At 75.3% G+C, this 19190-nt stretch carries 15 protein-coding genes and 1 pseudogene; 3 read left to right on the top strand and 13 right to left on the bottom strand.

Annotated elements, in window-relative coordinates:
- Positions 1 to 127: 127 nt before the first annotated feature.
- Both ABZ793_RS13885 and gltB read right to left on the bottom strand, forming a co-directional pair.
- Positions 128 to 1636: a glutamate synthase subunit beta gene (locus ABZ793_RS13885; protein ID WP_357456695.1), complete on the bottom strand. Its 1509-nt coding sequence runs from the start codon at positions 1634 to 1636 to the stop codon at positions 128 to 130.
- Positions 1629 to 6323, bottom strand: coding sequence for a glutamate synthase large subunit (gene gltB, locus ABZ793_RS13880; protein ID WP_357456693.1), 4695 nt, complete (start codon positions 6321 to 6323; stop codon positions 1629 to 1631). The genes ABZ793_RS13885 and gltB overlap by 8 nt, the downstream gene beginning before the upstream one ends.
- Positions 6324 to 6478: 155 nt before the next feature.
- Here gltB and ABZ793_RS13875 point away from each other — a divergent pair, with 155 nt between their 5' ends.
- Positions 6479 to 7315: a GNAT family N-acetyltransferase gene (locus tag ABZ793_RS13875; RefSeq protein ID WP_357456841.1), complete on the top strand. Its 837-nt coding sequence runs from the start codon at positions 6479 to 6481 to the stop codon at positions 7313 to 7315.
- A gap of 30 nt (positions 7316 to 7345) precedes the next feature.
- Here ABZ793_RS13875 and ABZ793_RS13870 read toward each other — a convergent pair whose 3' ends face one another.
- Together ABZ793_RS13870 and lgt are read right to left on the bottom strand one after the other, a co-directional pair.
- Positions 7346 to 8533: an NAD(P)/FAD-dependent oxidoreductase gene (locus ABZ793_RS13870; protein ID WP_357456691.1), complete on the bottom strand. Its 1188-nt coding sequence runs from the start codon at positions 8531 to 8533 to the stop codon at positions 7346 to 7348.
- Positions 8534 to 8546: 13 nt separating this feature from the next.
- The gene (lgt, locus tag ABZ793_RS13865; RefSeq protein WP_357456689.1) at positions 8547 to 9704 is read right to left on the bottom strand and encodes a prolipoprotein diacylglyceryl transferase; all 1158 of its coding nucleotides are present in this window, start codon (positions 9702 to 9704) and stop codon (positions 8547 to 8549) included.
- 101 nt (positions 9705 to 9805) lie between these two features.
- Between lgt and ABZ793_RS13860 the strand changes: the two genes are divergently transcribed.
- Positions 9806 to 10432, top strand: coding sequence for an NUDIX domain-containing protein (locus ABZ793_RS13860; RefSeq protein WP_357456687.1), 627 nt, complete (start codon positions 9806 to 9808; stop codon positions 10430 to 10432).
- Between the two features lie 35 nt (positions 10433 to 10467).
- On the opposite strand, the gene trpA is transcribed toward ABZ793_RS13860, so the two are convergent.
- The 3 genes from trpA to trpC all read right to left on the bottom strand — a co-directional run bounded on the left by trpA (position 10468) and on the right by trpC (position 13435).
- Positions 10468 to 11271 (bottom strand): tryptophan synthase subunit alpha, encoded by an 804-nt coding sequence (gene trpA, locus ABZ793_RS13855; protein ID WP_357456685.1) that lies wholly within the window; start codon positions 11269 to 11271, stop codon positions 10468 to 10470.
- 4 nt (positions 11272 to 11275) lie between these two features.
- Positions 11276 to 12514, bottom strand: a complete 1239-nt coding sequence (gene trpB / locus ABZ793_RS13850) for a tryptophan synthase subunit beta (protein WP_357456683.1) — start codon at positions 12512 to 12514, stop codon at positions 11276 to 11278.
- Between the two features lie 117 nt (positions 12515 to 12631).
- Positions 12632 to 13435 (bottom strand): indole-3-glycerol phosphate synthase TrpC, encoded by an 804-nt coding sequence (trpC, locus tag ABZ793_RS13845; protein WP_350681602.1) that lies wholly within the window; start codon positions 13433 to 13435, stop codon positions 12632 to 12634.
- 484 nt (positions 13436 to 13919) lie between these two features.
- On the opposite strand from trpC, the gene ABZ793_RS13840 reads away from it, so the two are divergent.
- Positions 13920 to 14177 (top strand): hypothetical protein, encoded by a 258-nt coding sequence (locus ABZ793_RS13840; protein WP_357456681.1) that lies wholly within the window; start codon positions 13920 to 13922, stop codon positions 14175 to 14177.
- Here the strand turns inward: ABZ793_RS13840 and ABZ793_RS13835 are convergent.
- The 6 genes and pseudogenes from ABZ793_RS13835 to ABZ793_RS13810 form a co-directional block, all read right to left on the bottom strand.
- Entirely contained in the window at positions 14170 to 14790 is a 621-nt protein-coding gene (locus tag ABZ793_RS13835; RefSeq protein WP_357456679.1) for a Trp biosynthesis-associated membrane protein, read from the bottom strand. The two genes, ABZ793_RS13840 and ABZ793_RS13835, sit on opposite strands and share 8 nt — an antisense overlap.
- Positions 14787 to 16376, bottom strand: coding sequence for an anthranilate synthase component I (locus ABZ793_RS13830; protein WP_357456677.1), 1590 nt, complete (start codon positions 16374 to 16376; stop codon positions 14787 to 14789). The genes ABZ793_RS13835 and ABZ793_RS13830 overlap by 4 nt, the downstream gene beginning before the upstream one ends.
- The gene (hisI, locus tag ABZ793_RS13825) at positions 16373 to 16810 is read right to left on the bottom strand and encodes a phosphoribosyl-AMP cyclohydrolase (protein WP_357456838.1); all 438 of its coding nucleotides are present in this window, start codon (positions 16808 to 16810) and stop codon (positions 16373 to 16375) included. Before hisI ends, ABZ793_RS13830 begins: the two co-directional genes overlap by 4 nt.
- 180 nt (positions 16811 to 16990) lie before the next feature.
- Positions 16991 to 17587, bottom strand: a pseudogene (locus ABZ793_RS13820) (phosphoribosyl-AMP cyclohydrolase); the annotation flags it as partial.
- Between the two features lie 159 nt (positions 17588 to 17746).
- A complete protein-coding gene (locus ABZ793_RS13815; RefSeq protein WP_357456675.1) occupies positions 17747 to 18751 on the bottom strand; it encodes an aldo/keto reductase in 1005 nt (334 codons plus the stop codon).
- Positions 18748 to 19134 carry a MerR family transcriptional regulator gene (locus ABZ793_RS13810; protein WP_350709295.1) on the bottom strand — a complete coding sequence of 129 codons (387 nt, stop codon included), beginning with the start codon at positions 19132 to 19134 and terminating at the stop codon, positions 18748 to 18750. The genes ABZ793_RS13815 and ABZ793_RS13810 overlap by 4 nt, the downstream gene beginning before the upstream one ends.
- Positions 19135 to 19190: the final 56 nt, after the last annotated feature.

Genomic DNA, 19190 nt, shown 5'->3' with positions numbered 1-19190 from the left:
CGGTGCGCGGCAGCCGCCAAGTCTGGCGGCAATTAAACCTATTTGCCGTCTTTCGTGAGGCGGCTCACGCGACGTGGTCCCGGCCTGCCAGGCGCAGGCCGGGACCACGTCGGGTCCGAGCGGGTGGTCAGCGCGCCGCGAGCGGCTGCCGGGCCGGGTCCACCGGGGCCGGGAGCGTTCCGACCCCGCCGAGGTACGCGTGGATCGCGGCGGCCGCCGCCCGCCCCTCGGCGATCGCCCAGACGATCAGCGAGGCGCCCCGGTGCATGTCACCGGCGACGAAGACGCCGTCGGCGTCGGTCTGCCAGTCCGGCCGGGCGTCGACCGCCCCGCGCGCGTTGCGGACGACCCCGAACTGGTCGAGCAGCGGCTGCGCCTCGGTGCCCTCGAAACCGATGGCCAGCAGCACCAGGTCGGCCGGCAGCTCCCGCTCCGAGCCCGGCAGCGGGGTGACGATCCGCCGCCCGTCCCGCTTCTCCACGCTCACCTCGGCGATCCGCACCGCCCGCACCTGCCCGGTGCCGTCGTCGACGAACTCCTGCACCGCGACGGCGAAGACCCGCTCGCCGCCCTCCTCGTGCGCCGGGTAGCTGCGCAGGAGCCACGGCCAGGTCGGCCACGGGTCCCGGGCCTCGTCGCGGGCCTGCGGCGGCCGCGGGTAGAGGTCGAGCTGGTGTACGCCGGCCGTACCCTGCCGGTGCGCCACGCCGAGGCAGTCCGCCGCCGTGTCGCCGCCACCGATGATCACCACGTGCTTCCCGGCCGCGTCGATGGGCGTGCCGTCGGGCAGCACGGCGGTGTCGGGCCGGCCGCCGGCCGCCGCGGCGACCACCCGGTTGGCCGCGACGAGGTGCTCCATCGCCTGGTGCACGCCGCGCAGGTGCCGGCCCGGGGTCTCCGGGGTGTCCCGGCCCTGCAACGCGCCGCAGGCGAGCAGCACCGCGTCGTGCTCGGCGCGCACCTGCTCGGCGGTGACGTCGACGCCGACGTTCACCCCGGTGCGGAAGCGCACGCCCTCGGCGGCGAGCTGGGCCAGCCGCCGGTCGATGTGGGCCTTCTCCAGCTTGAAGTCGGGGATGCCGTACCGGAGCAGGCCGCCGATCGCGTCGTCGCGCTCGTACACCGTCACGGCGTGACCGGCGCGGGCGAGCTGCTGCGCGGCGGCGAGGCCGGCGGGCCCGGAGCCGACCACGGCGACCGACCGGCCGGTCGGCGCGGGCACCGGGCGCGGCAGCAGGCCGCCCCGCGCGACGGCCGCGTCGGCGATCTCCACCTCGACCTGCTTGATGGTGACCGGCTGGCCGCCGCCGATGCCGAGCACGCAGGCCGCCTCGCAGGGCGCCGGGCAGAGCCGGCCGGTGAACTCCGGGAAGTTGTTGGTGGCGTGCAGCGACTCCACCGCCGCGTCCCAGCCGCCCGTACGGACCAGGTCGTTCCAGTCGGGGATGCGGTTGCCCAGCGGGCAGCCGTCGTGGCAGAACGGGATGCCGCAGTCCATGCAGCGGGTGGCCTGCTCGCGGATCAGCTCCTCGCCGGCCGGCGGGTAGACCTCCCGCCAGTCGCTGATCCGCACCGGCACCGGGCGGCGCGCCGGCAGCCGCCGGTCGTAGCGCAGGAAACCGTTCGGGTCAGGCACGAGCCACCTCCTGGACCGCCGCCCGCGGGGCGGGCATGGTCGGCATGGACTTCGCGGCGGGCGCGGAGAGCGCGCTCATCACCGCGTCGTCGACGTCGCGGCCGGCGGCTTCGGCGGCCCGCATGATCTCCAGCACCCGGCGGTAGTCCCGGGGCACCACCGCGGTGAACTCCGCCACCGCCTCCGGCCAGCGCTTGAGCAGCTCCTCGGCGACCGCCGAGTCGGTCTCGGCGAAGTGCCGCTGCACCAGCTCGTGCAGCACGGCCTGCTCCTGGTCGGACAGCGGGGCCAGGTCGACCAGCTCCGCGTTGACCCGACGGCGGTCCAGCCGGTACACGAACGCGGTCCCGCCGGACATGCCGGCGGCGAAGTTGCGGCCGGTCGGCCCCAGCACCACCACGGTCCCGCCGGTCATGTACTCGCAGCCGTGGTCGCCGACGCCCTCGACGACGGCCACGGCGCCGGAGTTGCGCACCGCGAACCGCTCCCCCACCCGCCCGCGCAGGAAGAGTTCGCCCGCCGTGGCGCCGTAGAGGATGGTGTTGCCGGCGATGGTCTGGTCCTCGGCCCGCTCCCCCGGTGCGGCGTCGCCGTCGACGAAGGGGGCGGCGGCGTCCGGCCGCACGATGAGCCGCCCACCGGAGAGGCCCTTGCCCACGTAGTCGTTGGCGTCGCCGTGCAGCCGCAGGGTGACCCCGCGCGGCAGGAACGCGCCGAACGACTGCCCGGCGGTGCCGCGCAGCGTGAACTCGACCGTGTCGGCGGGCAGGCCGGCCCCGCCGAAGCGGCGGGTCACCTCGCCGCCCAGCATCGCGCCGACGCTGCGGTGCTCGTTGCGCACCGCCACCTCGACCCGTACGGGCGTGCCGTCGCGCAGCGCCGGCCCGGCGAGGGCGATCAGCTCGTTGTCCAGCGCCCGGTCCAGGCCGTGGTCCTGGGCGCGGACGCCCCGGCGGGCGGCGCCGGCCGGCAGCTCCGGCAGGTGCAGCACGGGCGTCAGATCGAGCCCGCCGGCCTTCCAGTGCGCGATCGCCGGGGCGACGTCGAGCAGCTCGGCGTGCCCGATGGCCTCCTCGATCGAGCGGAAGCCCAGCTCGGCCAGGTAGCCGCGGACCTCCTCGGCGAGGAAGAGGAAGAAGTTCTCCACGAACTCCGGCCGGCCGGTGAAGCGTTCCCGCAGCACCGGGTTCTGGGTGGCGATGCCGACCGGGCAGGTGTCCAGGTGGCACACCCGCATCATCACGCAGCCCTCGACGATCAGCGGGGCGGTGGCGAAGCCGAACTCCTCGGCGCCGAGCAGCGCCGCGACCAGCACGTCCCGGCCGGTCTTGAGCTGGCCGTCGACCTGCACGGTGACCCGGTCGCGCAGCTTGTTGAGCAGCAGCGTCTGCTGCGCCTCGGCCAGCCCCAGCTCCCACGGGGTGCCGGCGTGCTTGAGCGAGTTCAGCGGGGACGCGCCGGTGCCGCCGTCGTGGCCGGAGATCAGGATGACGTCCGCCTTGAGCTTCGCCACGCCCGCCGCCACGGTGCCGACGCCGACCTCGCTGACGAGCTTGACGTGCACCCGCGCGGACGGGTTGACGCACTTGAGGTCGTGGACGAGCTGGGCGAGGTCCTCGATGGAGTAGATGTCGTGGTGCGGCGGCGGGGAGATCAGGCCGACGCCCGGCGTGGCGTGCCGGGTGCGGGCGATCCACGGCCAGACCTTGTTGCCGGGCAGCTGCCCGCCCTCGCCGGGCTTGGCGCCCTGGGCCATCTTGATCTGGAGGTCGTCGGCGTTGACCAGGTATTCGCTGGTCACCCCGAACCGGCCGCTGGCGATCTGCTTCACGGCGGAGCGGCGGGCCGGGTCGTGCAGCCGCTCGACGTCCTCGCCGCCCTCGCCGGTGTTGGACTTGCCGCCGAGGCGGTTCATGGCGATCGCGAGGGTCTCGTGCGCCTCCGCCGAGATCGACCCGTACGACATGGCGCCGGTGGCGAACCGCTTGACGATCTCGGTGGCCGGCTCGACCTCCTCGATCGGCACCGCCGGCCGCACTCCCGTCCGCAGGGTGAACAGCCCGCGCAGCGAGCCGGCCTTCGCGGCCAGCTCGTCGACCTTCGCCGTGTACCGGCGGAAGACGTCGTACTGGCGGCTACGGGTGGCGTGCTGGAGCAGGAAGACCGTCTCCGGGTTGAACAGGTGCAGCTCACCCTCGCGGCGCCACTGGTACTCGCCGCCCACCGCCAGCCGCCCGGAGGACTCGGCGCCCGGCTCCGGCCAGGCCACGGCGTGCCGGGCGGCCACCTCGGCGTGGATGCCGTCCAGCCCGATCCCGCCGATCTTGCTCGGGGTGCCGCGGAAGTAGCGCTCGACCAGCCGGGAGTCCAGCCCGACGGCCTCGAAGACCTGCGCCCCGCAGTACGACGACACCGTCGAGATGCCCATCTTGGACATGATCTTCAGGACGCCCTTGCCGAGGCCCTTGACGTAGTTGCGGACCGCCTTCACCGGCTCGACGCCGACGAGCGCGCCGGTGGAGATCATGTCCTCCACCGACTCGAAGGCCAGGTACGGGTTGACCGCCGCCGCGCCGTAGCCGATCAGCACGGCCGCGTGGTGCACCTCGCGGCAGTCGCCGGACTCGACGACCAGCGCCACCTGGGTGCGGGTCTGCTCGCGGACCAGGTGCTGGTGCACGGCGGCGGTGAGCAGCAGCGACGGGATCGGGGCGAGGTCGGCGTTGGAGTCCCGGTCCGACAGCACCAGGATCCGTACGCCGTCCTCGATCGCCTCGGAGACGTGCCGGCAGATCTCGGTCAGCCGTGCCTTGATCCCGGCGCCGCCCTCCCGGACCCGGTAGAGCCCGGAGACCCGGACGGCCTTGAAGCCCGGCAGGTCGCCGTCCTCGTCGATGGAGAGGATCTTGGCCAGCTCGTCGTTGTCGATCACCGGGTACGGCAGCACGATCTGCCGGCAGCTCGCCGGGCCCGGGTCGAGCAGGTTGCCCTCCGGCCCGATCGTCGACGTCAGGCTGGTCACCAGCTCCTCGCGGATGGCGTCCAGCGGCGGGTTGGTGACCTGCGCGAAAAGCTGGTGGAAGTAGTCGTAGAGCAGCCGCGGCCGGGTGGACAGCGGGGCGATCGGGGTGTCGGTGCCCATCGAGCCGAGCGGCTCGGCGCCCGTCCGCGCCATCGGCGCGAGCAGGATCTTCAGCTCCTCCTCGGTGTAGCCGAAGGTCTGCTGCCGGCGGCGCACCGAGTCGTGGGTGTAGACGATGTGCTCGCGCGGGGGCAGGTCGGTCAGCTCGATCAGGCCGGCGTGCAGCCACTCGGCGTACGGCTGCGCGGCGGCCAGCTCCGCCTTGATCTCGTCGTCGTGCACGATCCGCCCGGCGACGGTGTCGACCAGGAACATCTTCCCCGGCTGGAGGCGGCCCTTGGCGACCACCCGGGCGGGGTCGAGGTCGAGCACGCCGGCCTCGCTGCCGAGCACCACCAGGCCGTCGTCCGTCCGCCACCAGCGGCCCGGGCGCAGCCCGTTGCGGTCGAGCACGGCGCCGACGATCTCGCCGTCGGTGAAGGCGACCGAGGCCGGCCCGTCCCACGGCTCCATGAGGCTCGCGTGGAAGCGGTAGAAGGCCCGCTTGTCGGGGGCCATGTCCGGGTCGTTCTCCCACGCCTCGGGGATCATCATCAGCACCGCGTGCGGCAGGCTCCGCCCGGCCAGGTGCAGCAGTTCGAGGACCTCGTCGAAGTTCGCCGAGTCGGAGGCGGCGGGGGTGCAGACCGGGAAGACCCGGCGGATGTTGCCCGACAGCTCCGGGGTCCGCAGCAGCGCCTCGCGGGCCTGCATCCAGTTCCGGTTGCCCCGGATGGTGTTGATCTCGCCGTTGTGCGCGATGAGCCGGTACGGGTGCGCCAGCGGCCAGGACGGGAACGTGTTGGTGGAGAACCGGGAGTGCACCAGCGCGATCGCGCTCTCCACCCGCTCGTCGGTCAGCTCGGGGTAGAACGCGGGGAGCTGGTCGGGGGTGAGCATGCCCTTCCAGACCATGGTCCGCGCGGACAGCGACGGGAAGTACGCCGGCACGCCCCGCTCGGCGCTCTCCCGCTCGGCCTGCTTGCGAACGCAGAACGCCACCCGCTCCAGCTCGATGCCGCCCAGCGGCGACCCGGCCGGCCCGGCGGGCGAGTCGGTGAGCCGGTGCGCGGCGAGGAACAGCTGCCGGACCCGGGGCATCGCCGCGAGGGCGGTCTCGCCGAGGCCGCTCGGGTCGACCGGCACGTCCCGCCAGCCGAGCAGGTCGGCCCCCTCGACCAGCGCGTACTTCTCCACCACGCGGCGGGCGCGGGCCTCCGCGGCGTCGTCGTCGGGGAGGAACACCAGGCCGGTGGCGTACTCTCCGGCGGGCGGCAGCGGGAAGTCGACCACCGCGCGCAGGAACGCGTCCGGCACCTGGATCATGATCCCCGCGCCGTCGCCGGTGTTCGGTTCCGCGCCACGGGCTCCCCGGTGGTCCAGTCGGCAGAGCGCGTCGAGGCCGTTGACCACGACCGCGTGCGAGCGCCGTCCGTGCAGGTCCGCCACGAAGGCCACACCGCAGGCGTCGTGCTCCTGGGCGGGGTCGTAGAGCCCGGCCGCGGGCGCTCCCGGGCCGAGGTGCGGGGCCTGCTGGGGGCTGCGGTGAGGGTACGGAAAGGCCACCGGGCCTCCTGTCGTCACTCAGGATGGATCTGGATCGGGACGACGTCGGCCCTCAGGGGTCTATTGAGTCTACGTTAGGGTCCGACGCGCAAGGCCAGTGCAGATTGATCACACCTTCCAGACTCTGGGACGTGTAGTCTCGCCCGGTGGATCGCCTGCCGAAGGACCTGTTCGACCGGTTGGAACGCTTCTACGACGCGGTGCCCCGGGACGTCGCCCGGACGGAGGAGCACGGCGCACTCGTGTTGTTCGTCCGGAACGGGATCGGCTGGCCGTTCTACGCGCGGCCCCGCCTCGACGCCACCGAGCCGCCGTCGCTGGCCGACGTCGCGGCGGTGCGCGAACGGCAGCGCGAACTCGGCCTGCCCGAGGCCCTCGAGTGGGTGCACGAGACGACCCCGGACCTGCTCGCGGTGGCCCGCTCGGCGGGCCTGTCCGTGCTGGAGGCTCCGCTGATGGTGCTCGACCCGGGCGCCCTGCCCGACCGGGGCGCCCTCACTGACGTGCCGGTGCGGCTGCTCGACCCGGCGGGATCCGGCTTCGCGGCGGACGTGGCCGCGCAGCGAGCGGTCGCCGCCGTCGGGTTCGCCGCGCCCGGCACCGACCGCGGCGAGGCCGGCCCGGCGCAGCGGGACGCCGCCGTGGCCGGGTTGGACGACGCGGCGCTGGACGAGGAGCGGGCCCGGATCGCCGACGGTCGGCGACTGTCGGCGCTGGCCGGCACGCCCGCCGACGGCGCGCTGGCCAGCGGGATGGCGATGCGGGTCGGCGACGTGGCCGAGATCGCCGGGATCGCCACCCTGCCGGCCGCCCGCCGCCGCGGCCTGGGCGCGGCGGTCACGGCCGCGCTGGCCCGCGCGCTGCTCGCCGCCGGCACCGACCTGGTCTTCCTCTCCGCCGGCAGCGAGGACATCGCCCGGGTCTACCTCCGCGTCGGCTTCCGCCGCGTCGGCACCGCCTGCATCGCCGAGCCCGCCCCCGTCACCCCCTGACGCCCGCCCTGGCGGAGCGGGGTGGGCGGGTCAGGTCGGGGGGCGCCACTGGGCGGCCGTGGTGGCGGCGGTCGAGAGCAGGCGGGGCGTGATCGTGCCGAGGGCGGCGTCGCGGGCGCGCAGCGCCAGCGGGCCCCGGGCCTTCAGCACCGCCGACATCCGGCGGGTCTGCCGGACCACCGTCGCCGCGCGGGGACGGCGCACCCGGTCGTACGCGACCACGGCGTCGGGCAGTCGGGACTCGCGCAGCAGCGAGGCGAGGGTCGCCGCGTCCTCGAAGGCGAGGCAGGCGCCCTGGCCGAGGTGCGGCGGCATGGCGTGCGCGGCGTCGCCGAGCAGCACCACCCCGCCCGGGCCGGCCGGGAAACCGTACGACCTGGGCAGCGGCCGCAGCTCGCGGATCTCCTGCTGCACCAGGTCCGCCGGGTCGGTGGCGTCGAGCAGCTCGGCGATCGGCGCGGGCCAGCCCGCGTACCAGCGGCGCAGCAGGGCCAGCTGGGTCTCCGGCGGCTCCGGGCGCGGCGCCCCGGCGGCCGTGGCCACCCAGTAGATGCCGCCCCGGCTGGAGGCGCCGGAGGATCCGCGCTCGCCGAGCGAGGCGGACACGAACCGGTAACCGGCGCCGAGCACCTCGCCGCCGACTGGCCGGTCGGCGGGCAGCTTCGGGGCGCGGTACCAGGGGATCACCGCCCGCCACGCGGCGCAGCCCGAGCTGACCACCCCGGACTCCGGGGCGAGCTGCCGGCGGATCTCGCTGTCGGTGCCGTCCGCGGCGACCACCAGGTCCGCCTCGACGGTGTGCCGGCCGTCGCCGACCGACGGGCGTTGGCCGGGCTCGGCGCGGACCGTCCGCACCGTCACCCCGGTGCGCAGCTCGACCTCGTCGCCCAGCCCGGCGATCAGCGCGTCGTGCAGGTCCTCCCGGTGCACCACCACCGGCATCCGGTCGGCGGGGGTCGGCCGGGGCTGCACCAGCCAGTGGCCGTCCGGGCGGCGTACCCCGCCGTCGGGCAGCGGCGTGGCGATCGCCTCCAGGCCGGCGCCGAGACCGAGGGCGCGCAGCGCGCGTACGCCGTTGGGCCAGAGCACCACGGCGGTCGGCTCGGGGCGGACCCGGTCGGCGCGCTCCAGCAGGGTGACCCGCCACCCGGAGCGGGCCAGCGCGCCGGCGACCGCGAGGCCGCCGATGCCGGCGCCCACCACCACCGCGCTACGCATGTGGTGCTCCCCCTCAGCTGTCGCGGTCGGCGGGCCGGGAGCCGGCAGCCCCCGCCCGGTCCTCCGAGCTCTCCTCGTCGCCGTCCGGCTCGGCGGACCCGTCGCCGGCGCTCGCGGCGTCCGTGTCGGTCGCCGTCTCCTCGCTGGTCGTGGCGGGCAGCTCGCCGGTCTCCCGCCAGCGCCGGTACTGCTCCTCGCCGACCACCCGGTAGCCCTCCGGCGCGGCCGGCTTCGCCCCCGCCTCGGCGGCGGAGAGGTCGACCTGCGAGACGTCGGAGTCGGCGGGCACGGGCGGCGTCGCGGCGGCGCCGACCGGAACGAGGTACTCGCGGGGCCCGCGCACCCGCAGGAAGTAGACCAGGGCGCCGAGGAACACCAGGCCGGCGGTCCAGACGTTCAGGCGTACGCCGAGGATGGTGTTCGCCTCGTCGGTGCGCATCAGCTCGATCCAGAACCGCCCGGCGGTGTAGCCCATCACGTAGAGGGCGAACGCCCGCCCCCGGCCGAGGCGCAGCTTGCGGTCGAGGACGAAGACCAGCGCGGCGACGCCGAGGTTCCACAGCAGCTCGTACGCGAACGTCGGGTGGTAGAGCCCCGGCTCGAGGATCGGCCGGCCGGCGTCGTCCCGCAGCGCGTGGCCGGGGTTGTCCGGGTCCATCCGGTGGATCTCCAGCCCCCACGGCAGGGTGGTCCGGCCGCCGTACAGCTCGTTGTTGAACCAGTTGCCGAGCCGGCCGACCGCCTGGGCCAGCGGCAGGCCCGGGGCCAGCGCGTCGGCGACCACCGCGAACGGGATGCCGAGCTGGCGGGCGGCGATCCAGGCGCCGACCGCGCCACCGGCCACCGCGCCCCAGATGCCGAGACCGCCCTCCCAGATGGCGAACGCCTTCAGCGGGTCGCCGCCGGTGCCGAAGTACTTCTCCGGCGAGGTGATCACGTGGTAGATGCGGGCGCCGATGATGCCGGCCGGCACCGCCCAGACCGCGATGTCGAGCACCGCCCCGGGGGCGACGCCGCGCTGGCGCAGTCGCCGTTCGGTGACCCAGCAGGCCACCACGATGCCGAGGATGATGCACAGCGCGTACGCCCGGATCGGCAGCGGTCCGAGCTGCCACACGGCGGTGCTGGGGCTGGGCAGGGCCGCCTGGGGGGTCAGCGAGGCGAGAGTCACGGATGCACACGCTACCGCCGTCCGCCCCTCCGGCGGCACCCCGGTCCACCGTCGCCCGATCCCGGTGACTTCTGGTTTGCGCCCCCGTAGGCTCTTTGTCCATGGGCGCGCTCACCTGGGCGGTCGCGGCGGTCGTCACCGACGACGCCGGCCGGGTGCTGCTCTGCCGCCAGGGCCGGGGCGAGCGGCGCTACGGGCTCCCGGGCGGCCGACTGCGTCCGGCGGAGAGCCCGGTGCACGCCGCGGTGCGCGACGTCCGGGCCGAGACGGGCTGGGAGGTCGAGGTCGTGGACCTGGTCGGCCTCTACCACCTGGCCGGCGCGTGCACCCCGCCGCCGACGAGCCCCGCCGGCCCGGCCTCGTCGACGGGCCGGGTCGCGTCGTCGGCCGGTCGCGCCGGGCCGCTGCCCGACGTCCTGGTGCACGTCTTCCGGGCGCGCGTCCGGGGGCCGGGGCCGACCGGCGAACCGATGGGCGGCTGCCGGGCGTCCTGGCACGACCCCACGGCTCTGCCGGAGGCGCTCACGCCGACCACCCGGGCCGCGCTCGCCGACGCGCTGGCGGGCCGCTCCGGCGTCCTGCACACCGCCACGCCGCCCGCCCCCGCACCGGGCAGCCTCGCACCGGACACCGCGGCTGAGAGGGACAGCACTCCGGGCGCGGTCGCATCCCCGGCCGGACACCCACCGGGCCAGCGGGCCAATCCACCCACGGCGACCCGCCACTAACTCCCCGCGCGCCCCTACGTCCCCACGCTCCCGCCTCAGGGGGTGGGGGTGCGGACGCCTTGGGCGAGTTCGGCGCTGAGGGCGCGGAGGGCGGCCAGGCCGGACGCCTCGTCCGGGGCGTCGAGCAGACAGCGGATCAGGGCGCTGCCGACGATGACGCCGTCGGCGTACCCGGCGACCGTGCCGGCCTGCGCGCCCGTGCCGACGCCCAGCCCGACGCCGACCGGCAGGTCGGTGACCTCCCGCACCCGGGAGACCAGGACCGGCGCCGCGTCGGAGGTCTTCGCCCGGGCGCCGGTGACGCCCATGATCGCGGTGGCGTAGACGAAGCCCCGGCAGTGCGCCGCGGTCATCGCCAGCCGCGCGTCCGTCGAGGAGGGCGACACCAGGAAGGTGCGGTCCAGCCCGTACGCGTCCGAGGCGGCGAGCCACTCGCCGGCCTCCTCGGGGATCAGGTCCGGGGTGACCAGGCCGGTGCCCCCGGCCGAGGCGAGGTCCCGGGCGAAGGCGTCCACGCCGTAGCGCTCGACCGGGTTCCAGTAGGTCATGGTGACCACGGGCGCCCCGGTGGCCGCGACCGCCTCGATGATGCGCAGCGTGTCGGCGGTGCGTACGCCCCCGGCGAGGGCGATGTCGCTGGCCTTCTGGATCACCGGCCCGTCCATCACCGGGTCGGAGTACGGGATCTCCACCTCGATCACGTCGACGCCGGCCTCGACCATCGCGGTCATCGCGGCGATGCTGCCCTCGACGGTCGGGAACCCGGCCGGCATGCAGCCGACCAGCACCGCCCGCCCGTCGGCGCGCGCCTTGTCGAACGCCACCCCGATCCGGCTCACGTTCTCACTGCTCCTTGTCGAGGATGCCGAAGTAGTTGCCGGCCGTGTGGACGTCCTTGTCGCCCCGGCCGGAGAGGTTGACCACGACGGTGGGCTCCCGGCCCAGCTCGGCGGCGAGCTTCGGGGCGATCTTGAGGGTGCCGGCGAGCGCGTGCGCGCTCTCGATCGCCGGGATGATGCCCTCCGTCCGGCAGAGCAGCTCGAACGCGGCCATCGCCTCGTCGTCGGTGACGGGCACGTAGCTGGCCCGGCCGGTGTCGTGCAGCCAGGCGTGCTCCGGCCCGACGCCGGGGTAGTCCAGCCCCGCGGAGATCGAGTGCGACTCGCAGGTCTGGCCGTCGGCGTCCTGGAGGACGTACGTGCGGGTGCCGTGCAGCACGCCGGCGGAGCCGCCGGTGATGCTGGCCGCATGCCGCCCGGTCTCCACCCCGTCGCCGCCGGCCTCGAAGCCGTAGAGCCGCACGTCGGGGTCGCCGACGAAGGCGTGGAAGATGCCCAGCGCGTTGGAGCCGCCGCCGACGCAGGCGGTGACCGCGTCCGGCAGCGCGCCGGTCAGGTCGAGGCACTGCTGGCGCGCCTCGTCGCCGATGCCGCGGACGAAGTCGCGGACCATCGCCGGGAACGGGTGCGGCCCGGCGGCGGTGCCGATCAGGTAGTGGGTGTCGTCGACGTTGGCGACCCAGTCCCGCATCGCCTCGTTCATCGCGTCCTTGAGGGTGCGCGAGCCGTTGGTGACCGGGACGACGGTGGCGCCGAGCATGCGCATCCGCGCCACGTTGAGCGCCTGCCGCTCGGTGTCGACCTGGCCCATGTAGACCACGCAGTCGAGGTCGAACAGGGCGGCGGCGGTGGCCGTGGCCACGCCGTGCTGGCCGGCGCCGGTCTCCGCGATCACCCGGGTCTTGCCCATCCGCTTGGTCAGCAGCGCCTGGCCGAGCACGTTGCGCACCTTGTGCGCCCCGGTGTGGTTGAGGTCCTCCCGCTTGAGCAGCACCCGCGCGCCGGCCTTGGCAGAGAACCGCTGGGCCGCGTAGAGCAGCGAGGGCGTGCCGGCGTAGTCGCGCAGCAGGGCGCCGAACTCCGCCCGGAACGACTCGTCGGCCATCGCCGTGCGGTGCGCGGCGTCCAGCTCGTCGAGCGCCGCGACCAGCGCCTCCGGTACGAACCGGCCGCCGAACCGGCCGAAGTGACCGGCGGAGTCGGGCTGCGGACCGGCCGGGGCGGCCAGCGCTTCGGCGCTCATGCCGGCACTCCGCTTCGCTCCGTGCCGCCATGAGACACCACCGCACTGAACCTGATGATTCGCTCGCTGCGCTCGCTCATGGGATCGTCCTCTCGGTGCTGACGAACCGGCGCGGGATCAGCGCACCGGGCGGGGCGTGGCCGGGTGGTTGCCGGCGTTGACCAGCTCGGCCACCGCCTCGCGGGGGCTCTTCTGGGTGACCAGACCCTCGCCGACCAGGACCGCGTCGGCGCCCGCCGAGGCGTACCGGATGAGGTCGTGCGGACCACGCACCCCCGACTCGGCGATCTTGACGACGCTGCTGGGCAGGCCGGGCGCGATCCGCTCGAACACCGAGCGGTCGACCTCAAGGGTACGCAGGTTGCGGGCGTTGACCCCGATGACCTGGGCGCCGGCCTCCAGCGCCCGGTCGGCCTCCTCCTCGTCGTGCACCTCGACGAGCGCGGTCATGCCGAGCGACTCGATCCGCTCCAGCAGGCCGACGAGGGCGTTCTGCTCCAGGGCGGCGACGATCAGCAGCACCAGGTCGGCACCGTGCGCCCGGGCCTCGTGCACCTGGTAGCTGGAGACCACGAAGTCCTTGCGCAGCACCGGGATGTTGACGGCGGCGCGGACGGCGGCCAGGTCGTCCAGCGAGCCGCCGAACCAGCGCCCCTCGGTGAGCACGCTGATCGCCCGCGCGCCGCCGGCGGCGTAGTCACCGGCCAGGTCGGCCGGGTCGGCGATCTCCGCCAGCCGCCCCTTGGACGGCGAGGAGCGCTTCACCTCGGCGATCACCGCGACGCCCGGCTTGCGCAGGGCCGCGTACGCGTCCAGCGGCGGCGGCGCGGCGGCGGCCAGTTCGCGGATCCGCTCCAGCGGAACCTGCTCCTGTCGCCGGGCGACGTCCTCACGCACGCCGGCCAGGATCTCGTCGAGCACGCCTAGGGACGCCGCCGGACCGGCCTCGTCCCCCTCCGCGTGCGCATGCTCAGCAGTCACCAACGGACTCCCCTCTCCGGGTGTCATGGGCCGATGCTAGGGGGCGCCACCTGGCGACGGGTGCCGGGGGTATGGCGTGCCTCACGAGATGGGCTGCGGCATAATGGCCGACTTCCGGTGAACGGGACGTCACGCAGGGCGACCGCTTCCATCGACGACCGTCACCCGTATCGTCGCCCCGCCGCGCGAGACATCGGCCCGGTCCCGTCCACTCCCGCGCCCGGCCGCCCGGCGCGGCCACAGCGGGACGCCGGCTCCCTGTGACCTAGCTCAAGGGCGATCGGCCCTTTCCCTGGTCGCGGGCCGGACGGAGAGTTGACGTGTCGGTCACCACGGCGAAACGTGAGCCAGCCAGCATCTCTCTCGGGCAAACTCGATGTCGCGCCTGCCCCACCGACACCAACGATCTCCGTGCGGGGTGTTCATGAGCACTGTCGAGCCCAACCAGACCATCGGACTGACGACCATCTCGCGTACCGTCGCGTCGCTCGCCGCCGGCGTGGTCCACACCCTGGAGCGCGCGGTGGTCGGCGAGGCCCGGATGCGGACCGCGCGCGGCAACGCCTGGGAGGCCGTCTGCGCCGACCGGGCCCGCGCCGACCAGCGGGCCGAGCTGGACCGCCTGGTGGCGGAGCTGACGGCCGCCCGGGCCGCCGCCCACGACCGCCAGCCCGTCAGCTGACCGTCGGATCCTCGCCGCGGTCCAACGCGTCCCACGCCTCCGTCGTGCGCCGGCCGGTGACGCGGCCGCCCTCGCCCCGGGCGGCCGGCGCGCCGCCGCCCTGGGCCGGCCGCTCGTAGCGGGCGCCCATCGCCGGCCACCGCCGGCCCCGCAGCGCCGTCAGCAGCCCGCCCGCCGCGGCGAGCACCCCGCCGACCAGGCAGAGCGCCGGCCAGTGCCGGCTGACCTCACCGTCGAACCCGGCGACCAGGCCGTAGCCGCCGCCGGCCGCCACCGCCACGCCGAGCCCGCACAGCAGCGCGCCCAGCAGCCGCCGCGCCCGGCCCCGGGTGGCGAGCACCGCGCCGCCCCCGGCCAGCCCCACCAGGGCCAGCGCCGGCAGCCACGGCAGCAGGACCGCGCCCGTGCGCGCGTCGCGTACCGGCGGCAGCGGGGTGGGCCGGGCGGTCAGTTCGACCGCCCAGGTGCGGGTCGACGCCCACAACGCGAGGCCCGCGCCGGCCACGCAGAGCAGCACCGCGTACGTCAGCTCGCGCCGGCCCGCGACGGCCCGCGCGCGCTCCTCGGCCTCCGCCGCCCCCGGCTCGTGGCCGCGCGGCTGCGCCGCCGTCATCGGGCGGGCCGGAGGGTCTCGGCGGCGGCGATCGCGGCGAGCACCGCCGCGGCCTTGTTCCGGGTCTCCTGGTCCTCGGCGGCCGGGTCCGAGTCGGCCACCACCCCCGCCCCGGCCTGCACGTACGCCCGGCCGTCGCGCATCAGCGCGGTGCGGATGGCGATCGCCATGTCCAGGTCCCCACCGAAGCCGAAGTAGCCGACGGTGCCGCCGTAGAGGCCGCGGCGGACCGGCTCCAGCTCCTCGATGATCTCCATCGCCCGTACCTTCGGCGCGCCGGAGAGCGTGCCGGCGGGAAAGGTCGCGGCGAGCGCGTCGAAGGCCGTGCGGTCGTCCCGCAGCGTGCCGACGACGGTCGAGACGATGTGCATGACGTGGCTGTAGCGCTCGATGGTGGCGAACTCCGGCACCTCCACGGTGCCCGGACGGCACACCCGGCCCAGGTCGTTGCGGCCCAGGTCGACCAGCATCACGTGCTCGGCCCGCTCCTTGGGGTCGGTGAGCAGCTCCGCGGCGAGCCGGGCGTCGGCCTCCGGGGTGGCACCGCGCGGCCGGGTGCCGGCGATCGGGTGCAGCAGCGCCCGCCGCTGCCCCTCCGCGTCGGCGGTCACCTTCAGGTGCGCCTCCGGGGAGGAGCCGACGATGTCGAAGCCGTCGAAGCGCAGCAGGTACATGTACGGGCTGGGATTGGTCGTGCGCAGCACCCGGTAGACGTCCAGCGGGTCGGCGTGCGTCTGCCGCTCGAACCGCTGGGCCAGCACGATCTGGAAGCACTCGCCGGCCCGGATCGCCTCCTTCGCCGCCTCCACCGCCTTCGGGTAACCGCCCTCGGGCGTGCGGCTGCGCACCTCCCCGGCGGACGGCCGGTCGACGGTGGACACCATCGGCGGGATGGGCCGGGACAGGGCGGTGGTCATCGCGTCGAGCCGGCCGACCGCGTGGTGGTACGCGGCCGCGACCCGGGCCTCGCGGTCCGGCTCGTCCAGCGGCGGCAGGATCGCGTTGGCGACCAGGATCGCCGAGCCGTCGTAGTGGTCCAGCACCACCAGGTCGGCGGCGAGCATCATGCCCAGCTCGGGCAGGCCCAGGTCGTCCTCGGTCAGCTCGGGCAGCCGCTCGAACCGGCGGATCAGCTCGTAGCCGAGGTAGCCGACCATGCCCCCGGTCAGCGGCGGCATGCCGCTGGCCGCGTCCCAGGCGGGGCCGGCGAGGGCGTCGACGGTCTCGCGCAGTACCCGGACCGGGTCGCCGGAGGTGGGCAGGCCGGCCGGCGGCTGCCCGGTCCACACCGCGGCGCCGTCCCGCTCGGTCAGCGTGGCGCTGCTGCGTACGCCGATGAACGAGTACCGCGACCAGGCCAGCCCGGCCGAGCCGACGCCCTGCTCGGCGGACTCCAGCAGGAACGTCCCCGGGCCGCCGGCCAGCTTGCGGTAGACGCCGACCGGCGTCTCCGCGTCGGCGAGCAGCCGCCGGGTGACCGGGACGACGCGCCAGCGGGCGGCCAGTTCGGTGAAGGAGGCCACGTCCGGGCTGACCGCGCCGTCGGTCCGGGACCCGCCGCCGGGCGTCGCGCGCTGCGCCGTCATCGGGCCCCCGCCTCTTCCCCGCTGACCGGCAGCTCCGTGAAGAAGCAGGTGCGGTGCCCGGTGTGGCAGGCAGCGCCGACCTGGTCGACGTCGACCAGCAGCGCGTCGCCGTCGCAGTCCAGGGCGACGGAGCGGACGTACTGGTGGTGCCCGGAGGTGGCGCCCTTGACCCAGTACTCCTGGCGGCTGCGCGACCAGTAGGTGGCCCGCCCGGTGGTCAGGGTGCGGTGCAGCGCCTCGTCGTCCATCCAGGCGACCATCAGCACCTCACCGGAGTCGTGCTGGCGGACCACCGCGGCCACCAGGCCGTCGGGGGTGCGGCGCAGCCGGGCGGCGATGGCCGGGTCGAGCCGGGACGCACGGGCCGGGCCGCCGGCCGCGGGCTCCTGCGGACTGGGGTGGGCGCCGGTCACCGGCGCGTCAGGTACGGGCACAGTGACCCATTGTCCCGCACGCGGGGCGGGCACCGGCGACGGCTCCCGCCGGGGGCGCGGCGGCCGGCCCGCGGGCCGGGTCAGCTGGTCGACGTAGCGGTCCAGCCGGCCGTCGACCAGGGCGTTCGCCAGGTCCGCGCCGGCGACCTCGGCGATCTCGGCGGCGTACGGGCGGATCAGCGGCAGGGCGCCGGCGACGAGGCGGGCCGCGGCGGCGCAGACCTGCCCGACCGAGCCGGGGCGCAGCCCGAGGCAGAGCAGCATGTCCTCCCGGTAGTTCGGCGGCGCCACCGGCAGGTCGAGGGCGGCGGCGAATGCCTCCCGACGGGACGCCACCCGGACCGTCGGGTTGGCCGGCCGCAGCACGGACGGGCAGAGCCGGGCCAGGTCGGCGGCGGCCAGCCGGACGCCGAGGTGGTCGTCGGCGTCCCGCGCGCCCGCCACCTTGCCGAGAGTGGCGATCAACTCCTCCAACTGCGGCTCGCCGGCCGGCTGGCAGAGCACCGGCAGGTCGATCCGGACCCGCCAGTGCGGATCCGCCCAGAGCAGCCGGGCCGGCGCCGTCACCGGCAGCCCGAACGCCCAGTCGGCCGGCTCGCCGAGCCGGCTCAGCCAGGAGCGCACGTCGCGGGCGGCCACGGAGACGTGGGTCAGCCGCCCGGCGTGCTCCGCCAGGTACGCCCGGCAGGCCGCGTACGGGGCGCCACCGAGCAGCACGTCGACGTCGACGTCGCTGTGCGCGGTGGCGGCCCGTCGGGCGTGGCTGCCGCGCAGCATGATGCCGACGACGGGCTGCTCGGCGCCGGCCCGCAACCGGGCGACCCATTCGCGGAGGAACCCCTCGTCCGGTGACGGAGCGTGACCCACGGCGCCATCGTGCCGTACGCCCGATCGGTGCGCAATGCCCGATGGCGGACCCGGTGTCCGGTCCGAAGGCTAATGCCCGACGAACCTCATCGACGCCTCGGGGTACCGTTCGCCGGCCGCCGCGCCCGGCGGTACCGCCTCGCCCAGCCGGGACCGCTGCGTCGGGGTGAGCCGGATGTCGGCCGCCGCCGCGTTCTCCTCCAGCCGGTGCGCCCGTCGGGTGCCCGGGATCGGGAGGACGTCCTCGCCCTGGGCGAGCAGCCAGGCCAGGGCGGCCTGGGCCGGGGTGCAGCCGATCTCGTCGGCCACCGCCCGCACCTCGTCGACCAGCTTGAGGTTGGCGTCGAGGTTGCCCTCGGCGAAGCGCGGCGCCGCCGTGCGCCAGTCGTCGGCGGCGAGCTGCTCCCGGCTGGTGATCGCCCCGGTCAGCAGCCCCCGCCCCACCGGCGAGTACGCGACCAGCGCCACCCCCAGCTCCCGGCACGTGGCCAGCATCTCGCCCTCGACGTCCCGGCTGAACAGCGAGTACTCCATCTGCACGGCGGCCACCGGGTGCACCGCGTGCGCCGCGCGCAGGGTTGCCGGGCTGACCTCGGAGAGACCGATGAGCCGCACCTTGCCGGCGGCGACCTGCTCGGCCATCGCGCCGACCGTGTCCTCGATGGGGGTGGCCGGGTCGCGCCGATGCAGGTACCACAGGTCGACGGTGTCCACCCCGAGCCGACGCAGGGAGGCGTCGCACGCCGTGCGCGCCCAGGCCGGGCTGCTGTCCACGTACGCGCCGGGGCTGCCGGTGGCGCCCGAGCCGTCGCCGCGCACCCGGTTGCCGAACTTGGTGGCCAGGAAGACCTCGTCGCGGCGCGCCCGCACCACCGGGGAGAGCAGTTCCTCGTTGCGGCCCCGGCCGTACATGTCGGCGGTGTCCAGGTGGTTGACGCCCAGGTCGAGCGCCCGGTGCAGGGTCCGGGTCGACTCGGCGTCGTCGGCCCCGCCGTAGGCGAAGCTCATCCCCATGCAGCCCAGCCCGATCGCGGAGACCTCCGGTCCGGCCGCGCCCAGCCGACGGCGGATCATCGGCACCCCTCCGCCCGGCGATAGTTGTCGATCTTGTAGTTGAGCACCTTCAGGTCCTCCTCCAGCTCGGCCATCCGGCTCAGCACGCGGGAGCGGTGCGCCTCGAACAGCGCCCGCCGGGCGGCCAGGGTGGCGTCGCCCTGCCGGGCCAGCTCGGCGTAGCGGCGCATGTCCCGTACCGGCATGCCCGTACGGCGCAGCCGGGTGAGCAGGAACAGCCAGTCCACGTCCCGTTCGGTGTAGCGGCGGCGCCCGGCCGAGTCCCGCCCGACCGGGGCGACCAGCCCCTCCTGCTCGTACCAGCGCAGCGTGTAGGTGGTCAGGCCGACCCGCTCGGCCGCCTCTCCGACGGTGAGGGTCGTTTCCCGCGTGCTGATGTCCACGCCCCCAGGCTTCCAGTTCGAGTGCACGCGAAGTCAACCGTTGCGACCCGGAAGAC

Source organism: Micromonospora sp. NPDC047465, assembly GCF_040643125.1.
Lineage (GTDB): Bacteria > Actinomycetota > Actinomycetes > Mycobacteriales > Micromonosporaceae > Micromonospora.
This window is presented reverse-complemented; position numbering and strand designations above follow the sequence as displayed.